The organism is Rhodococcus sp. C3V (genome assembly GCF_029269915.1).
GTDB lineage: Bacteria > Actinomycetota > Actinomycetes > Mycobacteriales > Mycobacteriaceae > Rhodococcus_F > Rhodococcus_F qingshengii.
Genome location: NZ_JARJBE010000016.1, coordinates 51,325 through 68,541, shown reverse-complemented (window position 1 = coordinate 68,541; position 17,217 = coordinate 51,325). Strand labels below are relative to the sequence as shown.

Annotated in this window: 17 protein-coding genes and 2 pseudogenes; 11 read left to right on the top strand and 8 right to left on the bottom strand. The window is 61.5% G+C overall.

The window, feature by feature from the left end:
* The first annotated feature begins 12 nt into the window (after window positions 1–12).
* From trxA to P3G66_RS28535, 6 genes are all read left to right on the top strand, one after another.
* Window positions 13–465, top strand: a complete 453-nt coding sequence (gene trxA, locus P3G66_RS28560; RefSeq protein ID WP_007735549.1) for a thioredoxin — start codon at window positions 13–15, stop codon at window positions 463–465.
* On the top strand, window positions 462–728 hold the full coding sequence (locus tag P3G66_RS28555; protein ID WP_007735548.1) for a UBP-type zinc finger domain-containing protein: 267 nt from the start codon (window positions 462–464) through the stop codon (window positions 726–728). The genes trxA and P3G66_RS28555 overlap by 4 nt, the downstream gene beginning before the upstream one ends.
* Window positions 706–2,433 carry an FAD-dependent oxidoreductase gene (locus P3G66_RS28550; RefSeq protein ID WP_276117436.1) on the top strand — a complete coding sequence of 576 codons (1,728 nt, stop codon included), beginning with the start codon at window positions 706–708 and terminating at the stop codon, window positions 2,431–2,433. The genes P3G66_RS28555 and P3G66_RS28550 overlap by 23 nt, the downstream gene beginning before the upstream one ends.
* Window positions 2,434–2,446: 13 nt before the next feature.
* Entirely contained in the window at window positions 2,447–2,887 is a 441-nt protein-coding gene (locus P3G66_RS28545) for a DUF1931 family protein (RefSeq protein WP_024487875.1), read from the top strand.
* Window positions 2,888–3,952: 1,065 nt separating this feature from the next.
* Entirely contained in the window at window positions 3,953–4,414 is a 462-nt protein-coding gene (locus P3G66_RS28540; RefSeq protein WP_031331396.1) for an Hsp20/alpha crystallin family protein, read from the top strand.
* Window positions 4,415–4,593: 179 nt separating this feature from the next.
* Window positions 4,594–4,944, top strand: a complete 351-nt coding sequence (locus P3G66_RS28535; protein ID WP_276117435.1) for a hypothetical protein — start codon at window positions 4,594–4,596, stop codon at window positions 4,942–4,944.
* Between the two features lie 253 nt (window positions 4,945–5,197).
* Here P3G66_RS28535 and P3G66_RS28530 read toward each other — a convergent pair whose 3' ends face one another.
* Window positions 5,198–6,298, bottom strand: coding sequence for a hypothetical protein (locus P3G66_RS28530; protein ID WP_276117434.1), 1,101 nt, complete (start codon window positions 6,296–6,298; stop codon window positions 5,198–5,200).
* Window positions 6,299–6,817: 519 nt separating this feature from the next.
* Between P3G66_RS28530 and P3G66_RS28525 the strand changes: the two genes are divergently transcribed.
* Together P3G66_RS28525 and P3G66_RS28520 are read left to right on the top strand one after the other, a co-directional pair.
* The gene (locus P3G66_RS28525) at window positions 6,818–7,084 is read left to right on the top strand and encodes a nitroreductase family deazaflavin-dependent oxidoreductase (protein ID WP_276117433.1); all 267 of its coding nucleotides are present in this window, start codon (window positions 6,818–6,820) and stop codon (window positions 7,082–7,084) included.
* Window positions 7,085–7,762: 678 nt separating this feature from the next.
* Window positions 7,763–7,951: a hypothetical protein gene (locus P3G66_RS28520; protein ID WP_276117432.1), complete on the top strand. Its 189-nt coding sequence runs from the start codon at window positions 7,763–7,765 to the stop codon at window positions 7,949–7,951.
* A gap of 657 nt (window positions 7,952–8,608) precedes the next feature.
* Here P3G66_RS28520 and P3G66_RS28515 read toward each other — a convergent pair.
* Window positions 8,609–8,819: pseudogene (locus P3G66_RS28515) on the bottom strand (toxin).
* A gap of 32 nt (window positions 8,820–8,851) precedes the next feature.
* Window positions 8,852–8,987: pseudogene (locus P3G66_RS28510) on the bottom strand (ribbon-helix-helix protein, CopG family); the annotation flags it as partial.
* Window positions 8,988–9,190: 203 nt separating this feature from the next.
* Here P3G66_RS28510 and P3G66_RS28505 point away from each other — a divergent pair.
* Window positions 9,191–9,718, top strand: coding sequence for an AAA family ATPase (locus P3G66_RS28505; protein ID WP_007735561.1), 528 nt, complete (start codon window positions 9,191–9,193; stop codon window positions 9,716–9,718).
* 516 nt (window positions 9,719–10,234) lie between these two features.
* On the opposite strand, the gene dnaB is transcribed toward P3G66_RS28505, so the two are convergent.
* The 5 genes from dnaB to rpsF form a co-directional block, all read right to left on the bottom strand.
* The gene (gene dnaB / locus P3G66_RS28500; protein ID WP_276117431.1) at window positions 10,235–12,892 is read right to left on the bottom strand and encodes a replicative DNA helicase; all 2,658 of its coding nucleotides are present in this window, start codon (window positions 12,890–12,892) and stop codon (window positions 10,235–10,237) included.
* A 508-nt stretch (window positions 12,893–13,400) separates the two neighbouring features.
* A complete protein-coding gene (gene rplI / locus P3G66_RS28495) occupies window positions 13,401–13,856 on the bottom strand; it encodes a 50S ribosomal protein L9 (protein ID WP_007735531.1) in 456 nt (151 codons plus the stop codon).
* Window positions 13,857–13,874: 18 nt separating this feature from the next.
* Complete coding sequence (gene rpsR / locus P3G66_RS28490; protein ID WP_003941245.1) at window positions 13,875–14,117, bottom strand: 30S ribosomal protein S18; 243 nt, start codon at window positions 14,115–14,117, stop codon at window positions 13,875–13,877.
* Window positions 14,118–14,156: 39 nt separating this feature from the next.
* The gene (locus P3G66_RS28485; protein WP_276117430.1) at window positions 14,157–14,681 is read right to left on the bottom strand and encodes a single-stranded DNA-binding protein; all 525 of its coding nucleotides are present in this window, start codon (window positions 14,679–14,681) and stop codon (window positions 14,157–14,159) included.
* A 64-nt stretch (window positions 14,682–14,745) separates the two neighbouring features.
* Complete coding sequence (gene rpsF / locus P3G66_RS28480; protein ID WP_003941237.1) at window positions 14,746–15,033, bottom strand: 30S ribosomal protein S6; 288 nt, start codon at window positions 15,031–15,033, stop codon at window positions 14,746–14,748.
* A 210-nt stretch (window positions 15,034–15,243) separates the two neighbouring features.
* On the opposite strand from rpsF, the gene P3G66_RS28475 reads away from it, so the two are divergent.
* Together P3G66_RS28475 and P3G66_RS28470 are read left to right on the top strand one after the other, a co-directional pair.
* Window positions 15,244–16,599, top strand: a complete 1,356-nt coding sequence (locus P3G66_RS28475; RefSeq protein WP_276117429.1) for a hypothetical protein — start codon at window positions 15,244–15,246, stop codon at window positions 16,597–16,599.
* A complete protein-coding gene (locus tag P3G66_RS28470) occupies window positions 16,599–17,183 on the top strand; it encodes a GNAT family protein (RefSeq protein WP_003941251.1) in 585 nt (194 codons plus the stop codon). The genes P3G66_RS28475 and P3G66_RS28470 overlap by 1 nt, the downstream gene beginning before the upstream one ends.
* Window positions 17,184–17,217 lie beyond the last annotated feature (34 nt).

Genomic DNA, 17,217 nt, shown 5'->3' with positions numbered 1-17,217 from the left:
AGGTAACTGGTCATGGGATCCGAAAAGGTGAAGTGCCCGAACTGCGGCAAGACCAACAACATCCCGGCAGCAGGGGAAGGAAAACCTCGCTGCGGCAACTGCCACGAGCCGCTGCCCTGGATCGCCGCGGCGGGAGACGGTGACTTCGCGGAGATCGTCGAAAAATCCTCGGTGCCTGTGCTCGTGGATCTGTGGGCGACGTGGTGCGGCCCGTGTCGCATGGTCAGCCCCGCGCTCGAGCAGCTCGCCAGAGAACACGCCGGCCAGATCAAGCTGGTCAAGGTCGACGTCGATGCTGCACCCCGGACGGCTGAACGATTCACCGTCCGCGCCGTGCCGACTCTGCTGGTGATGGACCGGGGTGAGGTTCTCGCTCGCCAGTCGGGCGCAGCTCCGGTCCCCCAGCTGCGCACGTGGCTCGATCAGGCGCTCTCGGAAAATGCCGGCGAGGAGGCGAAGTCATGAGTCCTGTCCATGCGGACCCACATGTAACCGCGATCCGGGCCGTGGTGCCCCGTACCCCGCAGGGCTGCGAGGAATGTCTTCGCCTCGGCACCCCGTGGGTGCATCTGAGGCTGTGCCTGACGTGCGGACACGTCGGTTGCTGCGACTCTTCGCCGGGCAGGCACGCGAGTGCTCACGCTCACGCCATCGGGCATCCGATCGTCCAGTCGATGGAGCCCGGCGAGGATTGGCGGTGGTGTTATGTCGACCAGAACTTCGTCTGAGGGCGCCTCACCCATCGGGTACAGCCCGCCGGTCGACGACGAGACCCCGGACGAGGAGGGCGCGTTCCCGCGGCTGACGGACGACCAGGTCGCGAAGCTCGAGGTCGGTGGCTCGCGTCGACCGGTTCACGCCGGCGAGGTGCTGATCCGAGAAGGCGCGCCTGACAACGATTTCGTCGTCGTCCTTTCCGGAAAGATCGCAGTCGTCGACGAAGGCGACGCGGACGGCGAGCGCCGGATACTGCGCGTGCACGGTCCTGGGCGTTTCCTGGGCGAGCTCGGACTCCTGGAAGGTCAGGTGGCGTTCTTCACCGCCGAAGCGATCGAAGACGGCGAGATACTCGTCGTCCCGGCCGAGCAGGTACGCGAGCTGATTGCCCACGATCCCGTGCTCAGCGATTTGATCCTGCGCGCCTACCTTGTGCGTCGGCACTTGCTGATCGGGCTCGGCTCCGGATTCCGGATCATCGGCTCCTGCTTCTCCCCGGATACGTTGCGGCTTCGCGAGTTCGCGATGCGAAACCGTTTGCCCCACAAGTGGTTCGACTTGGAACAGGACGAACGAGTGGAGCAGCTGCTACGCAGCCTGAACGTCGCACCCGAGGACACACCCGTCGTGATCTGGCACGGCGAGAAGGTGCTGCGCAATCCGACGAATGCGGAACTCGCACGCGTCGTCGGGCTTCCTGTCCCGGCATCCGTCGCGGACGCAGCCAAGGACGTCTACAACCTCGTCGTCGTGGGTGCCGGACCGGCCGGCCTGGCCGCATCGGTGTACGGCGCCTCGGACGGGTTGAACACGGTGACGTTGGAGCGGATCGCTGCGGGCGGCCAAGCCAGTACCTCATCCCGGATCGAGAATTATCTGGGATTCCCCGCCGGGGTCTCCGGCTCCGAATTGGCCGAGCGAGCCGTGCTCCAGGCCGGGAAGTTCGGCGCCCGCATCCTGGTGTCGGCAGAAGTGACCGGTTTGGGATCCGAGGCCGGGAACCATGTGCTCCGACTGGCGGACGGCGGGTCGGTGCACGCCCGGGCCGTTGTGCTCGCCGCCGGGGCGCGGTACCGCAAGTTGGCCGTTCAGGGGATCGAGGCGCTGGAAGGAACAAGCGTGTACTACGCCGCAACGCATCAGGAAGCGCGGATATGCGGCACCGACCCGATAGCCATCGTCGGTGGCGGCAACTCCGCCGGCCAGGCCGCCGTCTTCCTCGCCGAGCACGTCTCACAGGTGCACCTGCTCATCCGCGGCGATGACCTCGGGAAGAGCATGTCCCGATACCTGGTCGACCAGATCGAACGCCATCCGCGGGTCACCGTGCACCGGCACACCGAGATTCGTGCGGTCCACGGCGAGAAATACCTCGAAGCAATTGCGGTCGAGGACAATCGCACCGGCGACCAGGACACGATTCGGGTGCGCGCCCTGTTCGTCTTCATCGGGGCGGTACCGCACACCGGGTGGCTTGCCGACGCGATCGCACTCGACGACCACGGCTTCGTCCTCACCGGCATGGACGCGATCCACGCCCGAGCAGACGGCAACCTGCATATCAACGGCGGCCTGTCCAGGACGCTCGAAACCAGCCTGCCCGGCTTGTTCGCGGCGGGCGACATCCGCCGCGGTTCGGTGAAACGAGTCGCATCCGCCGTCGGTGAAGGAGCGATGGCCGTACGCCAAATCCATGAATACTTCGAAAGGAGCTGACGACATGCCAGTAATGGGCACCGTGAAATTCCAGCGGTTCTTCAGGGCAGCGGCCGGACTGCAGGTCGACCGGAACGATCTCAAGCGCTATACCGATTTCATCGACGACAAGATCTACGACGTGATCCTGATCGGGAAAGCCTCCGCGAAAGCAAACTTGCGCGACGTGATCGAACCGTGGGACCTGCCGATCACCAAGGGATTACAGGAGAGCATCCACCGGTTCGAAAAACTCGACGAGGAGATCGAACTTCAACCGCTGCTCGATCAGCTCACGGCCCGCCCGCCCTTGGACGTGGCCCTCTCAGAGGAGACAGAGCAACGACTGCCGCTGATCGCAGGAGGGTTGAGCGTAGCGCTGGCGCAAACTTTCGCCACGGTCGAGCCGGACCGCAAGAACCCCGGCACAGCCCAATGGACAGTCGCCTTCGACATCTTCCACCTACTTCTGTGATTACCACCCGTCCCGGCTGACAGCGCGTCCGAGTTCGAATATGCTGTCCGGCTGCGAAAATGCCGGTGCGATTCAGAACTGCCTGTCAGTTGGCGTCGACGACGGAGGATTTCCGGCGAGAGGTGCGGTTTCCGCGCTCGATTCTCGAGCAACGAGAACTCCAGTGAGGGACTCGATTACAGCCCTCAGATCTTCTGCCGTGAGCGAGTTCGGCTTACACGCCGAACCTCTGACACCGATAGTCCGCGTGGCCAGGCGGCGAGCAGAACTTGTCGATCGCCGATCGCTCCTTCGGCTCATCTGAGAACCTTTCGTCTTCGCTTTCTCGATCCCCGCATCGGGCGGGCCCTGAGCACTTCTGGGCGCCCACAGCTCAAGGCCCGGCAAGGAGACCAGTGAGGGTGATATGGCCTTGCCTTGACGAACACCCGCCCGATTGTTTGCCCCCTCGAAAGGAACGGGTGCCCCCGACCCGACGAAGGTTATTGCGCACTGCTTGTAGACGACAGGGTCGAAAGTCCCAGTTCCATTGTGATGAGCAAGCTTTGACGGTGGCCGAAGTGTTCTCCCTTACAGCCGGTTCGGTGTGTGCACGAACACCGACATCGGTCGCAGCGACTCCGACGAACCAGCACCCGCGATGTTCGATGCCCGATCCACCCGCAAACATCGGGAAAAGACCTATTGTGCAAAAGCATTCGGAACAGCATCTGCAAACCAAATACCAGGCACGGCCACCTTTCCAGCCGCCACGGCTACTGCGCGGCTAGCGTGACCACTTCTTGGCATCGAAGGCGACAGAGCCGGCGGCTCCATTACCGCACCGCCACTACTGACGAAGTGCCGTACCGCGCCGCCCGCTTCGAATCGAGGCCGAAGGCGGCCGCTTTTGTCGGGACCAGACAAAGCAGCGATCTTCAGGGACCGAAACACTTCCCCAAAGCTTCTGGCACTCTCGGTTGCAGAGTGCTAATTCGTGTGGTTATCATGTTCTCGCACAGTGAGTTCGGTCAACCGCCACAGTGGCGGTGACCTTTCTTTTCACGACATGGGAGGTGTGTTGCTGTGCTTCGTTTCGATCCTTTCACCGACATCGACGCGATCACCAAGTCCGTACTCGCCGCGGGAACCGGCAACGGACGCAGTCCACGGTTCATGCCGATGGACCTCTACAAGGTCGAAGACCAGTACGTCCTGCACGCCGATCTTCCCGGCGTCGATCCAGGCTCGGTGGACGTTCACATCGACGGCTCGACTCTGACGTTGACCGCGCATCGCACCGCTCTTTCCGAAGAGGGTGTGAGCTGGCTGGCGAGTGAGCGTTTCGCTGGAACATACAGACGGCAACTGTCCATCAGCGACGACATCGACGCCGAACAGATCGTCGCCTCATACGACAACGGCGTGTTGACGGTGACCTTGCCGATCGCGGAGAAGGCGAAACCGCGGCGGATCGAGGTCTCCTCCGGACCGCCCTCACGTACCGAAACCATCGAAGCGACAACTCAGGTCCAGGTCGAAGCCTGATCCTACTGGCCCGGACAAGCGTTCCACGGTGGGGTGAGTTCCGAAGACACGCGATGCGTGCTCGGGACTCACCCCACCGCCCTTTCGATCCCCACCGCCGTTCGGTCCTCTCTGCACCCGTATGGCCGATCGGCCCATCCACCACACGAAAGAATCAGCACGAGAACCCTTTAGCTGTCATGACTGCATCCACCATCCCCCCGCACGAACAATCCGACAACACCGGCAACGCCGAATCCCGAGCGCACACCCCACCCGATTGGTGGGATCAGCACCGTCCTGTCACCAGCGACGAATACAGCGACATGGCGTTGATGTTCGGTGCCCTCTCGATACTGACGTTCTGGATGTTCGGCCTCGGCATCCTCCTCGGTGCCGCCGCCATCGGAACCGCCCTGGCAGCGCGTCGACCCGACACCCCCGGACACGATCCGGGAGACAGCAGCGCCGGTATCGTCGGGATCCTCACCGGCATTGCCGGAATCGCCTTCGGCGCCGTCTTCCTCACCGCAGCACTACCCCACCTGTAGACAACCCGAATTCGGCGCTCGTGAAATCGGATTCGGTTGGGCCGTCACGTGATCACGGTACGCGCTGGCCGGTGTCGCGGTCCGAGCCCCGATCGCTGTGGTCCTCCACTTCGTGCTGCGTTCGATCATCACGAGAGGATGAGGACTGCACTGGTCAGCCGCACATTCCCATCACGAACCGTCGGCAGGGATCACGACGTCGCCCGCGGTCGCGAACGCCACCGGCAGTAGCACCTACGAAGCCCTCTCGCGATCATTCATCCGCCTCGTTCGACCGCGTTCGGGTCTCCTTGATGCGTTGCCGCTGCCTGACCCCGTACGTCGCTTCCGTGACGGCGTCGTCGTCCTCGAGACCCGACCCGAGAGCACCACCTATCGTGGCGATCGACGCCAGCAGCCAGGCGAGCGTGAGGTAGTCGGAGAAGTTCACCCCGTGTCCGAGAGTGCGCGCCAGCAGTTCCGGGGGAAGTGTGAGACACGCAGTGAACAACAGTAGACAGAACAGGGCCACGTGGAGGACAGTCACGCCGATAAACAGGGTGACCACGGTCGAAATGTTGTACAGCACCGATCGATCGCGCTCTTCCGACGACTTCGGCCGCTCCCACAGTTCGTGATCGACGATCAGCCAGAGAATCATCGCCACGATCGACAGGACCGTAGCCGCGCTCATACGCCAAGGGCCCATCGTGTCGGCGAACAACCAAATCGTGCTCGTAGCCAGCGCGATCGCACCCGTGGCGAAGGCACCGACGAGCACCTTCGACAGTCCGGCGACCAGCCGCCACGGACGGTTCGCCCGCACCATCCCCGACAACAGTCGTAACCGCCGCAGTCCTGATGGCGCGAAGTAACGGCTGCCATTCTCCGTCTGCACACACGGGAACCGTCGCGCCGCGCCCTGCGGCATGAGTTCCGGTTCACCAAGGATGCGGGCTATCGCGAGTTCGGTAACAGCGCGGACGCGGCGCTCGATGTGGATCGCACCCACCCCGGCGACAGAGACAAGCGCGAAGCAATGGTCGGGGCTGACGTCGGCCACCACCGGCAGCGTATCTTCGCGGCGTGGTAGATCAGTGAGGTATACGACGATGTCCTCCCCTTCGGAGGACGGATCGACCGCCTCGATGACGTCTGCGAAGTCTGTTTGCTCATCCGAGAGGTAGGGCTTGCTACGTACACAGGTCGTCCACCGGCGCTCGAGGCGGTCACGGCTTCGCAGCCGTTGCGGCAGATACTTCGCGATGCGTTCGGCGAGAGCCGCAGCTTTGCCCGGTTCCGCGATCAACAGCACCGAGGCCCGCTCACCTGCGGCGCCGGATCGCTTTCCCTGGAAGTGTTCATTTGTCTTCACCGCCTTCACCTACCCGCCCGGAGTTCCCCCAAACTCCTCGAATCCGTTGTCACTCCGAATCAGTGTCGGGCGGGAGGTCGACCGCCGGATGTACCAGGGGAAGCGTCATTGGCCGGGGCAACGAGACACGCCGCGCACCAAGACACACGTGATCATCCCGAGTCGACACCAACCCGCCAATCCCCAACTACAACACTCCGCAGCGGTCCGCCGACCGAGCGCATTCAGTAGGCGGTGTACACAGAGAAGCGCCGGAGAGACAATCAACTATGGACACCAACGCTTTCCCCGATATTCGGTGGGGTCACGATCGGCGATTGCTCAAGAAGCCACTCAATGCCTTCGTATCGTCGCGGATCGGGTCTTGGTATCTCCGGAAGTTGACGCCGATCGACCGAAAACTGCTCGCGCACAGCAAAGGCCGACGAACGATCTTCGGTCCGATGGGGGTACCGTTGCTGTTGTTGACCACGACCGGAAGGAAAAACAGGGCAGCCCCGGACGACGCCTCTCACCTACATGCGCGAAGGGGACCGATTATTTCTGGCCGGTAGTAATTTCGGGCGACCCCATCACCCCGCGTGGTCCGAGAACCTGTTGGCCAATCGGGAGGCGACGGTGACAATCGGAGGGGCCGAGATCCCTGTGAACACAACCTTGTTGACAGGGCAGGAGGCGGACAGCGCCTTCGAACAGTTCGTCGAAAACAACCCTACGTACTCGGTGTACAAGACTCGCACTGCACGAAATCTTCGTGTGTTCGCTCTCGAACGGCGCCTAACCTGATTCCCCGCAACGAGGGCACTGTGACGGCCTTAGCGATTGCGGAAGGTCTCGAAGTACTCGAACGTGGAGTCGGCCAATTCGGTCCTCGTTTTCCGCCGTTCTCGATTCATGCGTTCGATTGCATTCTGCCCCAAAAGATTCGATCACACCGTTGTCATAGCAATCGCCGATCGATCCCATCGACGGGACCAGCCCTGAGTCGTGCGGGGTACATCAGTCCCCGGAAACTACGGTGCGATTCAGTGACACGGGTGCCGACGGTGATGGAGGCGGCGGCCGCGGAGCGGTGTGTGTGTGTGTGGCTCATCGGTTGGACGTGTGCGTGCTGCCCGATGAGCCGTGCGCCCGTGGCCGGCAAGGAGTGAGCACCCGAACAGCATGAAGGACCGGCCGTCCGTGTTGTGCGGGCTGTCAAGGGCTAGCTAGAAGTGTTGTGCAGCCGGCGAAGCGAACGCATCGATGTCGACGGGGGACCGAGTGGGTTGAGCAGCGGATCATCCGGCACGCGCTATTCGACTCTCGTCGTGCTTGTGTTCGGATCGGATTCCGGCGAGCCTCGATAGCTGGAATAGTCCCAGGTAGTGCGATTCGGCGTCTCCATGTCGTACAACTTCACATGCTTCACGTTTCCAACGAACGTGATCTGGGTAACAAACCGAGGTCGATGAGGAGACAGTGATGGATGTAGTTGTGTGGGCTGAATCCGAGGAACGTGAGCGGTGGTGGCGACAGGTCATGGGCGTCGGGCCGGTAGGCGAGCGTGACGTGGGGATGGAGCCCAGAAAGTTGACCACAAGTGGTTTTTCGGCGATGCCGAGGACACGCGAAGCAATAGTGCGATCAATTCGTGCCGTGGCGGCTGCCTGAGCACAGCCGCCGGGTGCGCATGCTCGGCATGCTTCTGAGAATTGCATCTTGTGCTGTGTTGTTCTGTGCGAGTGAGTAATTCGGTTTCGGAAGGAGTAGTGAGACGTTGGTGAACGTGGTTTTGTTGCTAGTTATGCTGGGTGTGAGTCTGATCGTCGTGATGTACCTGGACTTCCAGTGGCTCCGAACGTCCTCGCGTGGCGAGCGTCGGCGACATGCTCGGCATACGCGGGGGGAATTGGCGAGCTGTAGACCTTCCCGTGGAACCTTGCGCCGATAGTCGGTCGTCTCGTGGTTGCTGGCGTCTTTCCTGCTGCAGTAGCTTTCTCGGGCGTGCCCAACTGAATCCTGGGTCCGGTGAGCGATTTTTTGTGAGAGTGCGGGTTTGAAGTTCGTTCGTGGACCGGCGGTTATTGGGACGCGGCGAATACAGTCCGAGCCTGCATTTGGCGTTGCGAATTGCCGCGTACTTCGAGGTAGGGGTTGTGTTCTCCACCGAGCCCTTTCCCGAGCTGGGGTAGGCCTCCGATACCGCATGTCACCATCCGCAGCCCTAACCACAAGCGCACCGTTGTGTGCCTCGCCGCTGTGTGGGAGCGCGGCCAGTCAGCGATCACCGAGCGACGGGGCGGTGCCCCTCACCGCGAACGAGGTCGATTACAGGAGATCAACGTATTGAGATCGGGCCTTCATGGCGTGTATGAGTAGCTCGTTTCCGCTGTCGAAGCGCAGCACAACCAGCTACCAGCTCCGGGAGACGCCCGTTCGGGTCGACGCCCAGCCGGAACTAACGGGCAGGATTGTCGTGGTCCAGGTCGGCGACATAGACGTGGTGCTCTGCGGCGTAGATGCCGGTGTCTTCGCTGATTCAGTGTTTAAGTGCCGACTTATGTGCTTACACGCGGCCTGGTTCCAGGCACGCACTGCTTCTCGGATCGCTTCGGACCGGGAGACGCTCTTGTTCTGCGCGCGCGTTCAACGCCGCGAGTAACGCGGCGTCCATTCGTACGGGCACTTCGGCGCCGGGTTCGCCATCTACGAGCACCACTGATCTTCCCGCACGTGGTGAACTGTCGGTATCGTCCGCAACCTCGGCGGCCCCACTTATGACTGTCGACTCTCCAGGTGCAAGGAGAATTGGTGGCGGGCCCAGGCGTCCAGGGGTCGGTATCGAGCCGGCGGTCGACGGGTGCTCAACTGACGGGTAGTTCCGTAACTTTCTTCGAGAGGGCCCCACTAATGCGTATTGGAGTGTCCGGCCCGCACGGGACCGGCAAGAGCACGCTGGTCGACGAGTTGTGTGGCCGCCTCGCGGGGCACATTCGGGTCGATGAACCGTATTTCGTGCTCGAAGAGGAGGGGCGCGAGTTCGAGTTTCCGCCCTCGGCTGATGATTACCGTGCGCAGCTTCGTCGTTCACTGCGCTTGCTGACTACACCTTCTTCTGGTGTTGTATTCGATCGCACGCCGCTCGACTTCCTGGCGTACTTGTCGGCGTGTGGTGTCGATCCGGAGGCAGAAGTCGAGGCGGCGATTGTGAGGTCCGCGCTGTGTACTCTCGACGTGCTGGTTGTGGTGCCGATTACCGTCGAAACAGTGCAGAAGTTGCCTGCGGTGGGGATGCCGGAGCTGCAGCGCGCGGTGAACGACGCGTTGCTGGATTTGGTGTACGCCGATCCGATGCAGGTGTGTGACTCCCTGGTAGTTGTCGAGCTTGACGGCCCACTCCGTGGTCGGGTCGACACGGTTCTCTCGGCTTTGCAGTGACACCGGAATCGTCGAGCTGGGTGCGTTCGAAAGATGCTGGCACTGATCGTTACTCGTGAAGATCGACCTGATGAAACTTCGGTTTATGGCTGGCCGGTCTCTAAAATCGCAAGGGATGTACGACTTCTCGGGTGAACTGGTGCTGCCGCCCCTTCAGTTTGCCGCCCCGCAGAGCGCTGCTCACCAACGCGCGTTCCCGGACTCACTCTCTGGCGGAGGGTATCGAAAACAGGCATCTCGTGGCTGAGAGGAATTCTGAGAGCCGGTTGTCCTGGCGATTTTCGCGAAACCGAGGAAACGGAGTCCAGCGTGGCAGTCGCCGCGTACCCATCCTTTCTGTTGCGATTCTCGCTACGGTCGCACTTTTCGTGGCCGGATGTTCGTCGGGCTCCGAGACTGATTCGACAAACACCGTAACCGCCCGGCAGCCGCCCAACATCGACATAATCGCTGGTGCTCACCCCGAATCTCACGAAGACCGATTCTTGTCCCACCTTCAGGCGATGGCGGCAGCCACTATCCCCGGGCCATGTCGACAAACTTGGAGAGGTGAAGCTGGTGCGCCACAGTGATTGTCGCGGTCGGGCCGTTACGGTGCTTACCCAGAATCAGGTCGGCTTCACCGCCACGGGGATCGTCTCGCTCGGTCGCGTCGGGGCGGTACAGCAGAATCACCATGTCGGCGTCCTGCTCGAGCGATCCGGACTCACGAAGGTCGGCGACCTGCGGACGCTTGTCGGTTCGCTGCTCGGGACCACGGTTGAGCTGACAGATCGCGACAACCGGAACTTCGAGCTCCTTCGCCAAAAGCTTTAGGCTACGGGAGAATTCGGAGACTTCCTGCTGACGGGACTCGACCTTTTTACCCGAGCTCATCAGCTGGAGGTAGTCGATGACGATCAGGCGAATGTCGTGTTTCTGCTTGAGCCGCCGCGCTTTTGCGCGGATTTCCATCATGGTGAGGTTGGGGGAGTCATCGATGAATAGCGGCGCCTCACTGATCTCACTCATGCGACGCGCGAGCTTGGTCCAGTCGTCGTCAGTCATCTTTCCGGAGCGCATGTCGCCGAGCTTGATCTTTGCCTCTGCGGACAGCAGACGCATGACGATCTCGGTTTTGCTCATTTCCAGGGAGAACATGACGCTGGCCATGCCGTGCGTGATGGAGCAGGAACGCAGGAAATCCATTCCGAGCGTGGAATTGTGCGTCGGGACCATCGAATGACCGGCCAGGTACATGTGGTCGGCGTTGTCGACCTCGACGCAGCGAACCGGAACACTCGCAATTGGTCGAACATCGACAATGTAGCGCGATCCGCTGCGCGCAGTGCTTTTACTCGCTCGACGCTCCTTGTGCAGCATCGCTTTCCGCGTAAGACCGAACACTTCGTCATCAGTCGAGAAGGTCAAGGTGAATGCAGTCGACGAAGCCTCGGTGCGACCGTTGACTCGCTTTGTGCTCATTTGGCAGCGATAGCCAAGACTGACCACTAATTCCTGGGCGTCGCGGACGAGGCGCTCGTTGGTTACCGAAAACTGAACGGAGCCACCGGCAGTCACAGTTCCATCAGTGTCGAGAAGCCCGGCAAGAACCGCACGACGCTGTGCCTCGGACCCACGGAGATACTGGACAGGGATGTGCTTGTTGCCCAGAACACCGATCGTACGTAGGCGTCCTTGAACCGTGCCGTACTCATTGCGGCACTTCTGGCACAGTCGCAGCCCGATCGAAGGTCCACCACAGTGTGAACAGGTTGGCGCAGGTACAGGGTCAGACATGAAACGTGCTTTGCCGCCGCATGATTGACCGCACGTTCGCACTTGACTGGTGAACGGCACGAAGCTCTTTCCGCACACAACGCAATCGCGCGGAGCGACGGGATCTTCCGGGGCTAATTGAAGGCTGTAGCGCAAATGCGCCGACTTGGACGGAACTGCAACCAGGCCTTCGGCCTCGATCAACATGATGATCTCGGGATCAGCAGTGGTGAATTGTGCGCAGGCAGTAGAACCGTCACCTAGCCAAGCGCCAAGTGTGTAGGGCGGGACAAGGAGATCCTGCGTTGGTAGGTCGAGCGGCTTGGCATTCACGACAGAGTGATTAACGCGGCCATCCGCCGTTGCGCATCGCACCGTCGATGCGATCTCCGCCGTGGTTCGGACCTCGGCGAATGTCTTTTGATTCTTATAGCGGTTGTAACCTGTCTTGGCGTTCTGCGCTGAACGGCGCGAAGCACGCGTCTCCGTCAACCACTGATGCTGCTCGTCGGCCACCAACACAGTTCCATCGGAAAACTCGACCTCGTAGCAAGGGCGGTCAACCATCACGTCGGTAGCGGCAACAACCCGCGTCGGCTTGCCGTGGTTGTCGATCAACAGATCGCCGACAGCAACGTCACCCATCGTGGTCCAGCCACTGGGCGTCGCGAGGGGAGTATCGAGGGCAAGCGCCTTGCCCACACCAGGACGGGCCGCGACGATAATCATCTGACCAGCGTGAAGGCCGTTGGTGATCTCGTCGAGATCCTTGAATCCGGTGGGCACACCGAGGGAAATTCCGCCGCGGCTGGCGATGGAGTCGATCTCGTCCATCGTGGGCTGGAGGAGCTCGGTGAGGGGTACGAAGTCCTCGGTGGTTCGACGCTCGGTGACCTCGAAGATCTCGGCCTGCGCGCGGTCGACAACCTCGGCCACGTCCTGGCCCTCGGTGCCGGCGTAGCCGTACTGGACGATGCGAGTACCGGCGTCGACCAGACGACGCAGCACGGACTTCTCGGCCACGATCTCGGCATAGAAGGCGGCGTTGGCGGCTGTGGGCACTGTCTGGGTCAGAGTCACCAGGTAGGCAGCACCGCCGATACGGCGGAGCTCACCTCGACGGTCGAGCTCGGCGGAGACCGTCACCGGGTCGGCGGGCTCGCCACGGCTGTAGAGGTCCAGGATCACGTCGTAGACGGACTGGTGGGCGGGCCGGTAGAAGTCACCCGGACGCAGTACCTCGAGGACGTCAGCGATGGCGTCCTTGCTCAGCAGCATGCCGCCGAGCACCGACTGCTCGGCAGTCATGTCCTGAGGTGGCTGGCGTCCGAACTCCTGGTCGGGCTCGGCCTCGGGAGGGCCCGGGTAGTCCGGCCCTGAGAAGTCGGAAGGTCCTCGATCATCTACAACAGCCACAAGCGAGACCTTCCCGTAAAACACTCGACGACACTGCCAGAAACCGCAGCGCCCTCATCATTTGTACCTGCCCCCACCGACATCCCCTAGCCGCATTCGGCCGGGCTGTAGATAGACGCCGAGATGACGTTAGGGACTAGTAGGTCCGCATACAAACCGGACTGTGGATAAAGCTGTGGATGCTTTGTGGAAACTCCCGCCCCACGGTGTGCACCGCCTGTGGAGCATTTGGGGACTACTTTGCATAGTAACTACATAAGACCAGGTAGATGGCTATCCACAATTTCACAGGCCTGTTGATGAAAATAGTTTTTCCACAGTCGGCGCGTCGGCGTGTCGGGCGTGTTGCCTCGCCCGATTCGTCACTGATCACCAAGTCGAACATCACAGTGTGAGAGTTATCCCCAGGTCCGATTCGGGACGCTGTCAGGGGGCACATCGCACCCCGAAACAAAACGTCGGGCCCCACACACCGAAGTGTGCGGGGCCCGACGAGACGAACAGTCGACTATGCGCCGACGACGTTCAGGTTGAACTTGGCAACCACATCGGGGTGCAGGTTCACGACCACGGCGTGCTTGCCCGTGTTCTTGATGTGAGCCTTCGGCAACACGATGGAGCGCTTGTCGACAACCGGTCCACCGGCAGCCTTGATCGCAGCAGCGACGTCAGCGACGGTAACCGAACCGAAGAGCTTGCCCGAGCCACCGGCGGTCTTGACCGTCAGCGTTACGGACTCGAGGCCCTCGATAGCTGCCTTGAGCTCCTTGGCGTGATCCAGGCCGCGCACAGCGCGCGCTTCCTGTGCACGACGGATGCCCTCGACCTGCTTCTCGGCGCCACGGGTGGCGACGATTGCCAGTCCGCGGGGGAGCAGGTAGTTACGGCCGTAGCCGTCCTTGACCTCCACGGTGTCGCCAGGCGCACCGAGGTTGTCCACGTCAGCGGTGAGGATGAGCTTCATGTTCTTTCCTCCCTTTCCTTAGCGAGCCACGGTGGCGTAAGGCAGCAGTGCTACCTCACGTGAGTTCTTGACGGCAATGGCAACGTCGCGCTGGTGCTGGACGCAATTGCCGGTGACACGGCGAGCACGGATCTTTCCGCGATCGCTGACGTACTTACGAAGCAGCGTCGTGTCCTTGTAGTTGATCTGCGTGTTCTTCTCTTTGCAGAAGGTGCAGACCTTCTTCTTCATAACCTTGTCGCGCAAGGGCGGCTTCGGCATGTCTTTGCTCTTTTCTGGATGTTCCTGATCAGGTACGGATCAGAAGGGCGGTTCGTCGCTGCCCGCACCACCGAAGGAGCCCGAAGCCTGAGGCGCACTGCCCCAAGGATCGTCTCCACCCGAAGGTGCAGCGCTCGAACGTCCGCCACCCGATCCGCCGGAGGAACCGCCGAAGTTGCCGCCTCCACCGCCGCCACCACGGTTGGCCTTGTTGACCTTTGCCGTGGCGTACTTCAGTGAAGGACCGATTTCATCGACTTCGAGCTCGACGACAGTTCGCTTTTCGCCCTCGCGAGTTTCGTACGAACGCTGCTTGAGCCGGCCGCTCACGATTACTCGTGAACCACGGGTCAAGCTCTCCGCGACGTTCTCGGCTGCTTCGCGCCAGATGTTGCAACGCATGAACAGCGCATCGCCGTCTTTCCATTCATTGGAATTACGGTCGAAGGTGCGGGGCGTGGAAGCAACCGTGAAGTTTGCAACCGCGGCACCCGCCGGGGTGAAACGAAGTTCAGGATCAGCCGTCAGGTTTCCGATGACGGTGATGATGGTGTCGCCAGCCATGTGGTTCCTCCTGCATTGATGTAAGACCGTTGGGCGCGAGAGTAGAGCTCGCTACCGACAGTAATTACTTGTTGTGGCGCAGAACCTTCGTGCGCAGAACCGACTCGTTCAGACCGAGCTGACGATCGAGCTCAGCGACGGTGGCGGGAGTGGCGTTGATGTCGATCACCGCGTAGATACCTTCAGCATGCTTCAGGATCTCGTAGGCGAGACGACGCTTACCCCAGACATCGACCTTGTCGATCGTGCCGCCGTGCTGGCGCACAACATTGAGGAACGTATCCAGTGAAGGAGCGACAGTGCGCTCGTCCAGGCTGGGGTCAAGGATGACCATCAATTCGTAATGACGCATAAGACCTCATCACCTCCTGTGGACTAAGTGAAAACGGCCACGGACTATCCGTGGCAGGAGGGTCGTTGCGTCAGCAACCCTCGTAGGTTACACGAGGGGCCTTGACCAGGGAAATCGTCCCGGTCCTCCGGGAAGACCACCAGATCGATGCGCGACGCGTGGCGCAGACGCATCACCCCGCGAGCCACTGCGCCCCCTAGGGTGAGAATCATGCGAACAGACCGCAAGACCCCGGCGTCGATCCTGGCGTTGGTCGTCGGATTGTGCGGGCTGACGATGGCGCTGGGCTATTTCAACAAGGCCAGATGCGGCGGTGCACCGTTCGCGCCCGACGGCCGAAGCCTGAACTTCGACGTCAACAAGAACATCGACGTCTGCTACTCCGATATCCAGTTGCTCTGGCTCGGACGAGGAATCGATCAACATCTGTTCCCCTTCGTCACCGGAGGGATAACGCCCGAAGGATTCCTGACCGGCGGAACCGTCGAATACCCGGTGCTCAGCGGAATTCTGATGTGGCTGGGCGGTATCGGCTCACACACCGACACCGATTTCCTTCTGCACTCGGCCCTGATCCTGGCTCCTTTCGGACTGCTCACGGCGTGGATGCTCGGCAAGATGAGCGGCGCGTACGCGCTCGTGTGGTCGGCGACTCCGCCTCTGGTTCTGTACGCATTCCACAACTGGGAGCTCCCGGTGGTGGCCACCAGCGTCGGCGCGATCTTCCTGATGACGTTCGAGCGGATCCCGCTGCGAACTCGCGCGGTTCTGGCGGCCGTCATCCTGGCGATCGGTTTCTGTTTGAAGCTGTACCCGGGAATGTTCGTGCTGCCGCTCATGGCCTACGTGCTTCTACGCGGCACCGAAGGCAAGCGCTACGACGTTCGTGGGGCGCTGATGACGGCGGGCGCGGCGATCGTCACCGTCGTCCTCGTCAACCTGCCGTTCGCCCTCATTTCCTACGAAGGCTGGCGCGCGTCGTTCAGCTTCCAGGAGAAGCGAAGCGCGGACATCACCACCAACTCGGTGTGGTTCTGGGGTTTGCGCCCGTTCTACGGTTTCGGAGTTCGCGAACTCAACGCCGACTACGACGCACTGGTGAGCATCCTGTCTCCGGTGATGATCCTGTTGTCGTTCGCGCTCGCGATGTATCTGGGTGGGCGCCGCTACGTCCGCGACGGCTACTTTCCGTGGATTGCGGTCAGTGCCGCGATGCTGTGCGGATTCGTGTTGCTGCACAAGGTCAATTCACCGCAGTACACACTGTGGATCCTGCCTTTCCTCGTGCTGTTCAAGATCCGGTGGTTCTGGATCGTCGCCTATCTGATCGCCGACGCAGCGTTGGGTATCGGCATCTTCCGGTACTTCTACCAACTGGACATGAATCTCGATCCGAGCAAGTATGAGGCCGTCGTCCAGGCGAGTGTGTGGGGCCACGTCGTCCTGCTCGCCGTGTTCTTCTTCTTGTTCCTGCGAGTCCCGTTGCGGTATCCGCTTGCCGGTGGGACCGATCAGATTGCGAACTCCGACAACAACCTTCCGACTCACTCACGGGAGCACGCCTGATGACTGCATCATGGTTCGAATCACCGACGCTGACCGGTGATCGTGTCCGACTCGAACCCCTGGGCGTCGCGCACACCGACGCTCTGCTCGCTGCTGCCGACGACCCGGCGATCTTTCGTTGGACCGCATCGCCCATCACCGATCGGGAACAGGCACAGAAGTACATCGCTGCAGCAACCGACGACCCTAATCGGATCGCCTTCGCGCAGGTGAACATCGCGACGAACGCCGTGGTCGGCACCACGTCCATGTACCAGATCGACCCGGTAAACCGCAGTCTTGCAATCGGATACACGTGGTTGTCGCGATCGGTTCAGGGAACCGGGATCAATCCCGAATCGAAGCTGCTCCTGCTTCGTCACGCCTTCGACCAGCTCGAAGCCGTACGCGTCGAGTGGCACACGGACGAGTTCAACGAACAGTCCAGGGCCGCGATCGCAAAGCTCGGCGCTCAGTTCGAGGGCCTGCTGCGCAAGCACCGACGCCGCGCCGATGGCAGTTGGCGTACAACAGCGCTGTTCGCGATGACCGACGACGATTGGCCGACCATCGCACCTCAGCTCGAGACACGTACCCGAAACTAGCGATCACCTGCACTCTTCGGCCAAGTCCATGCCA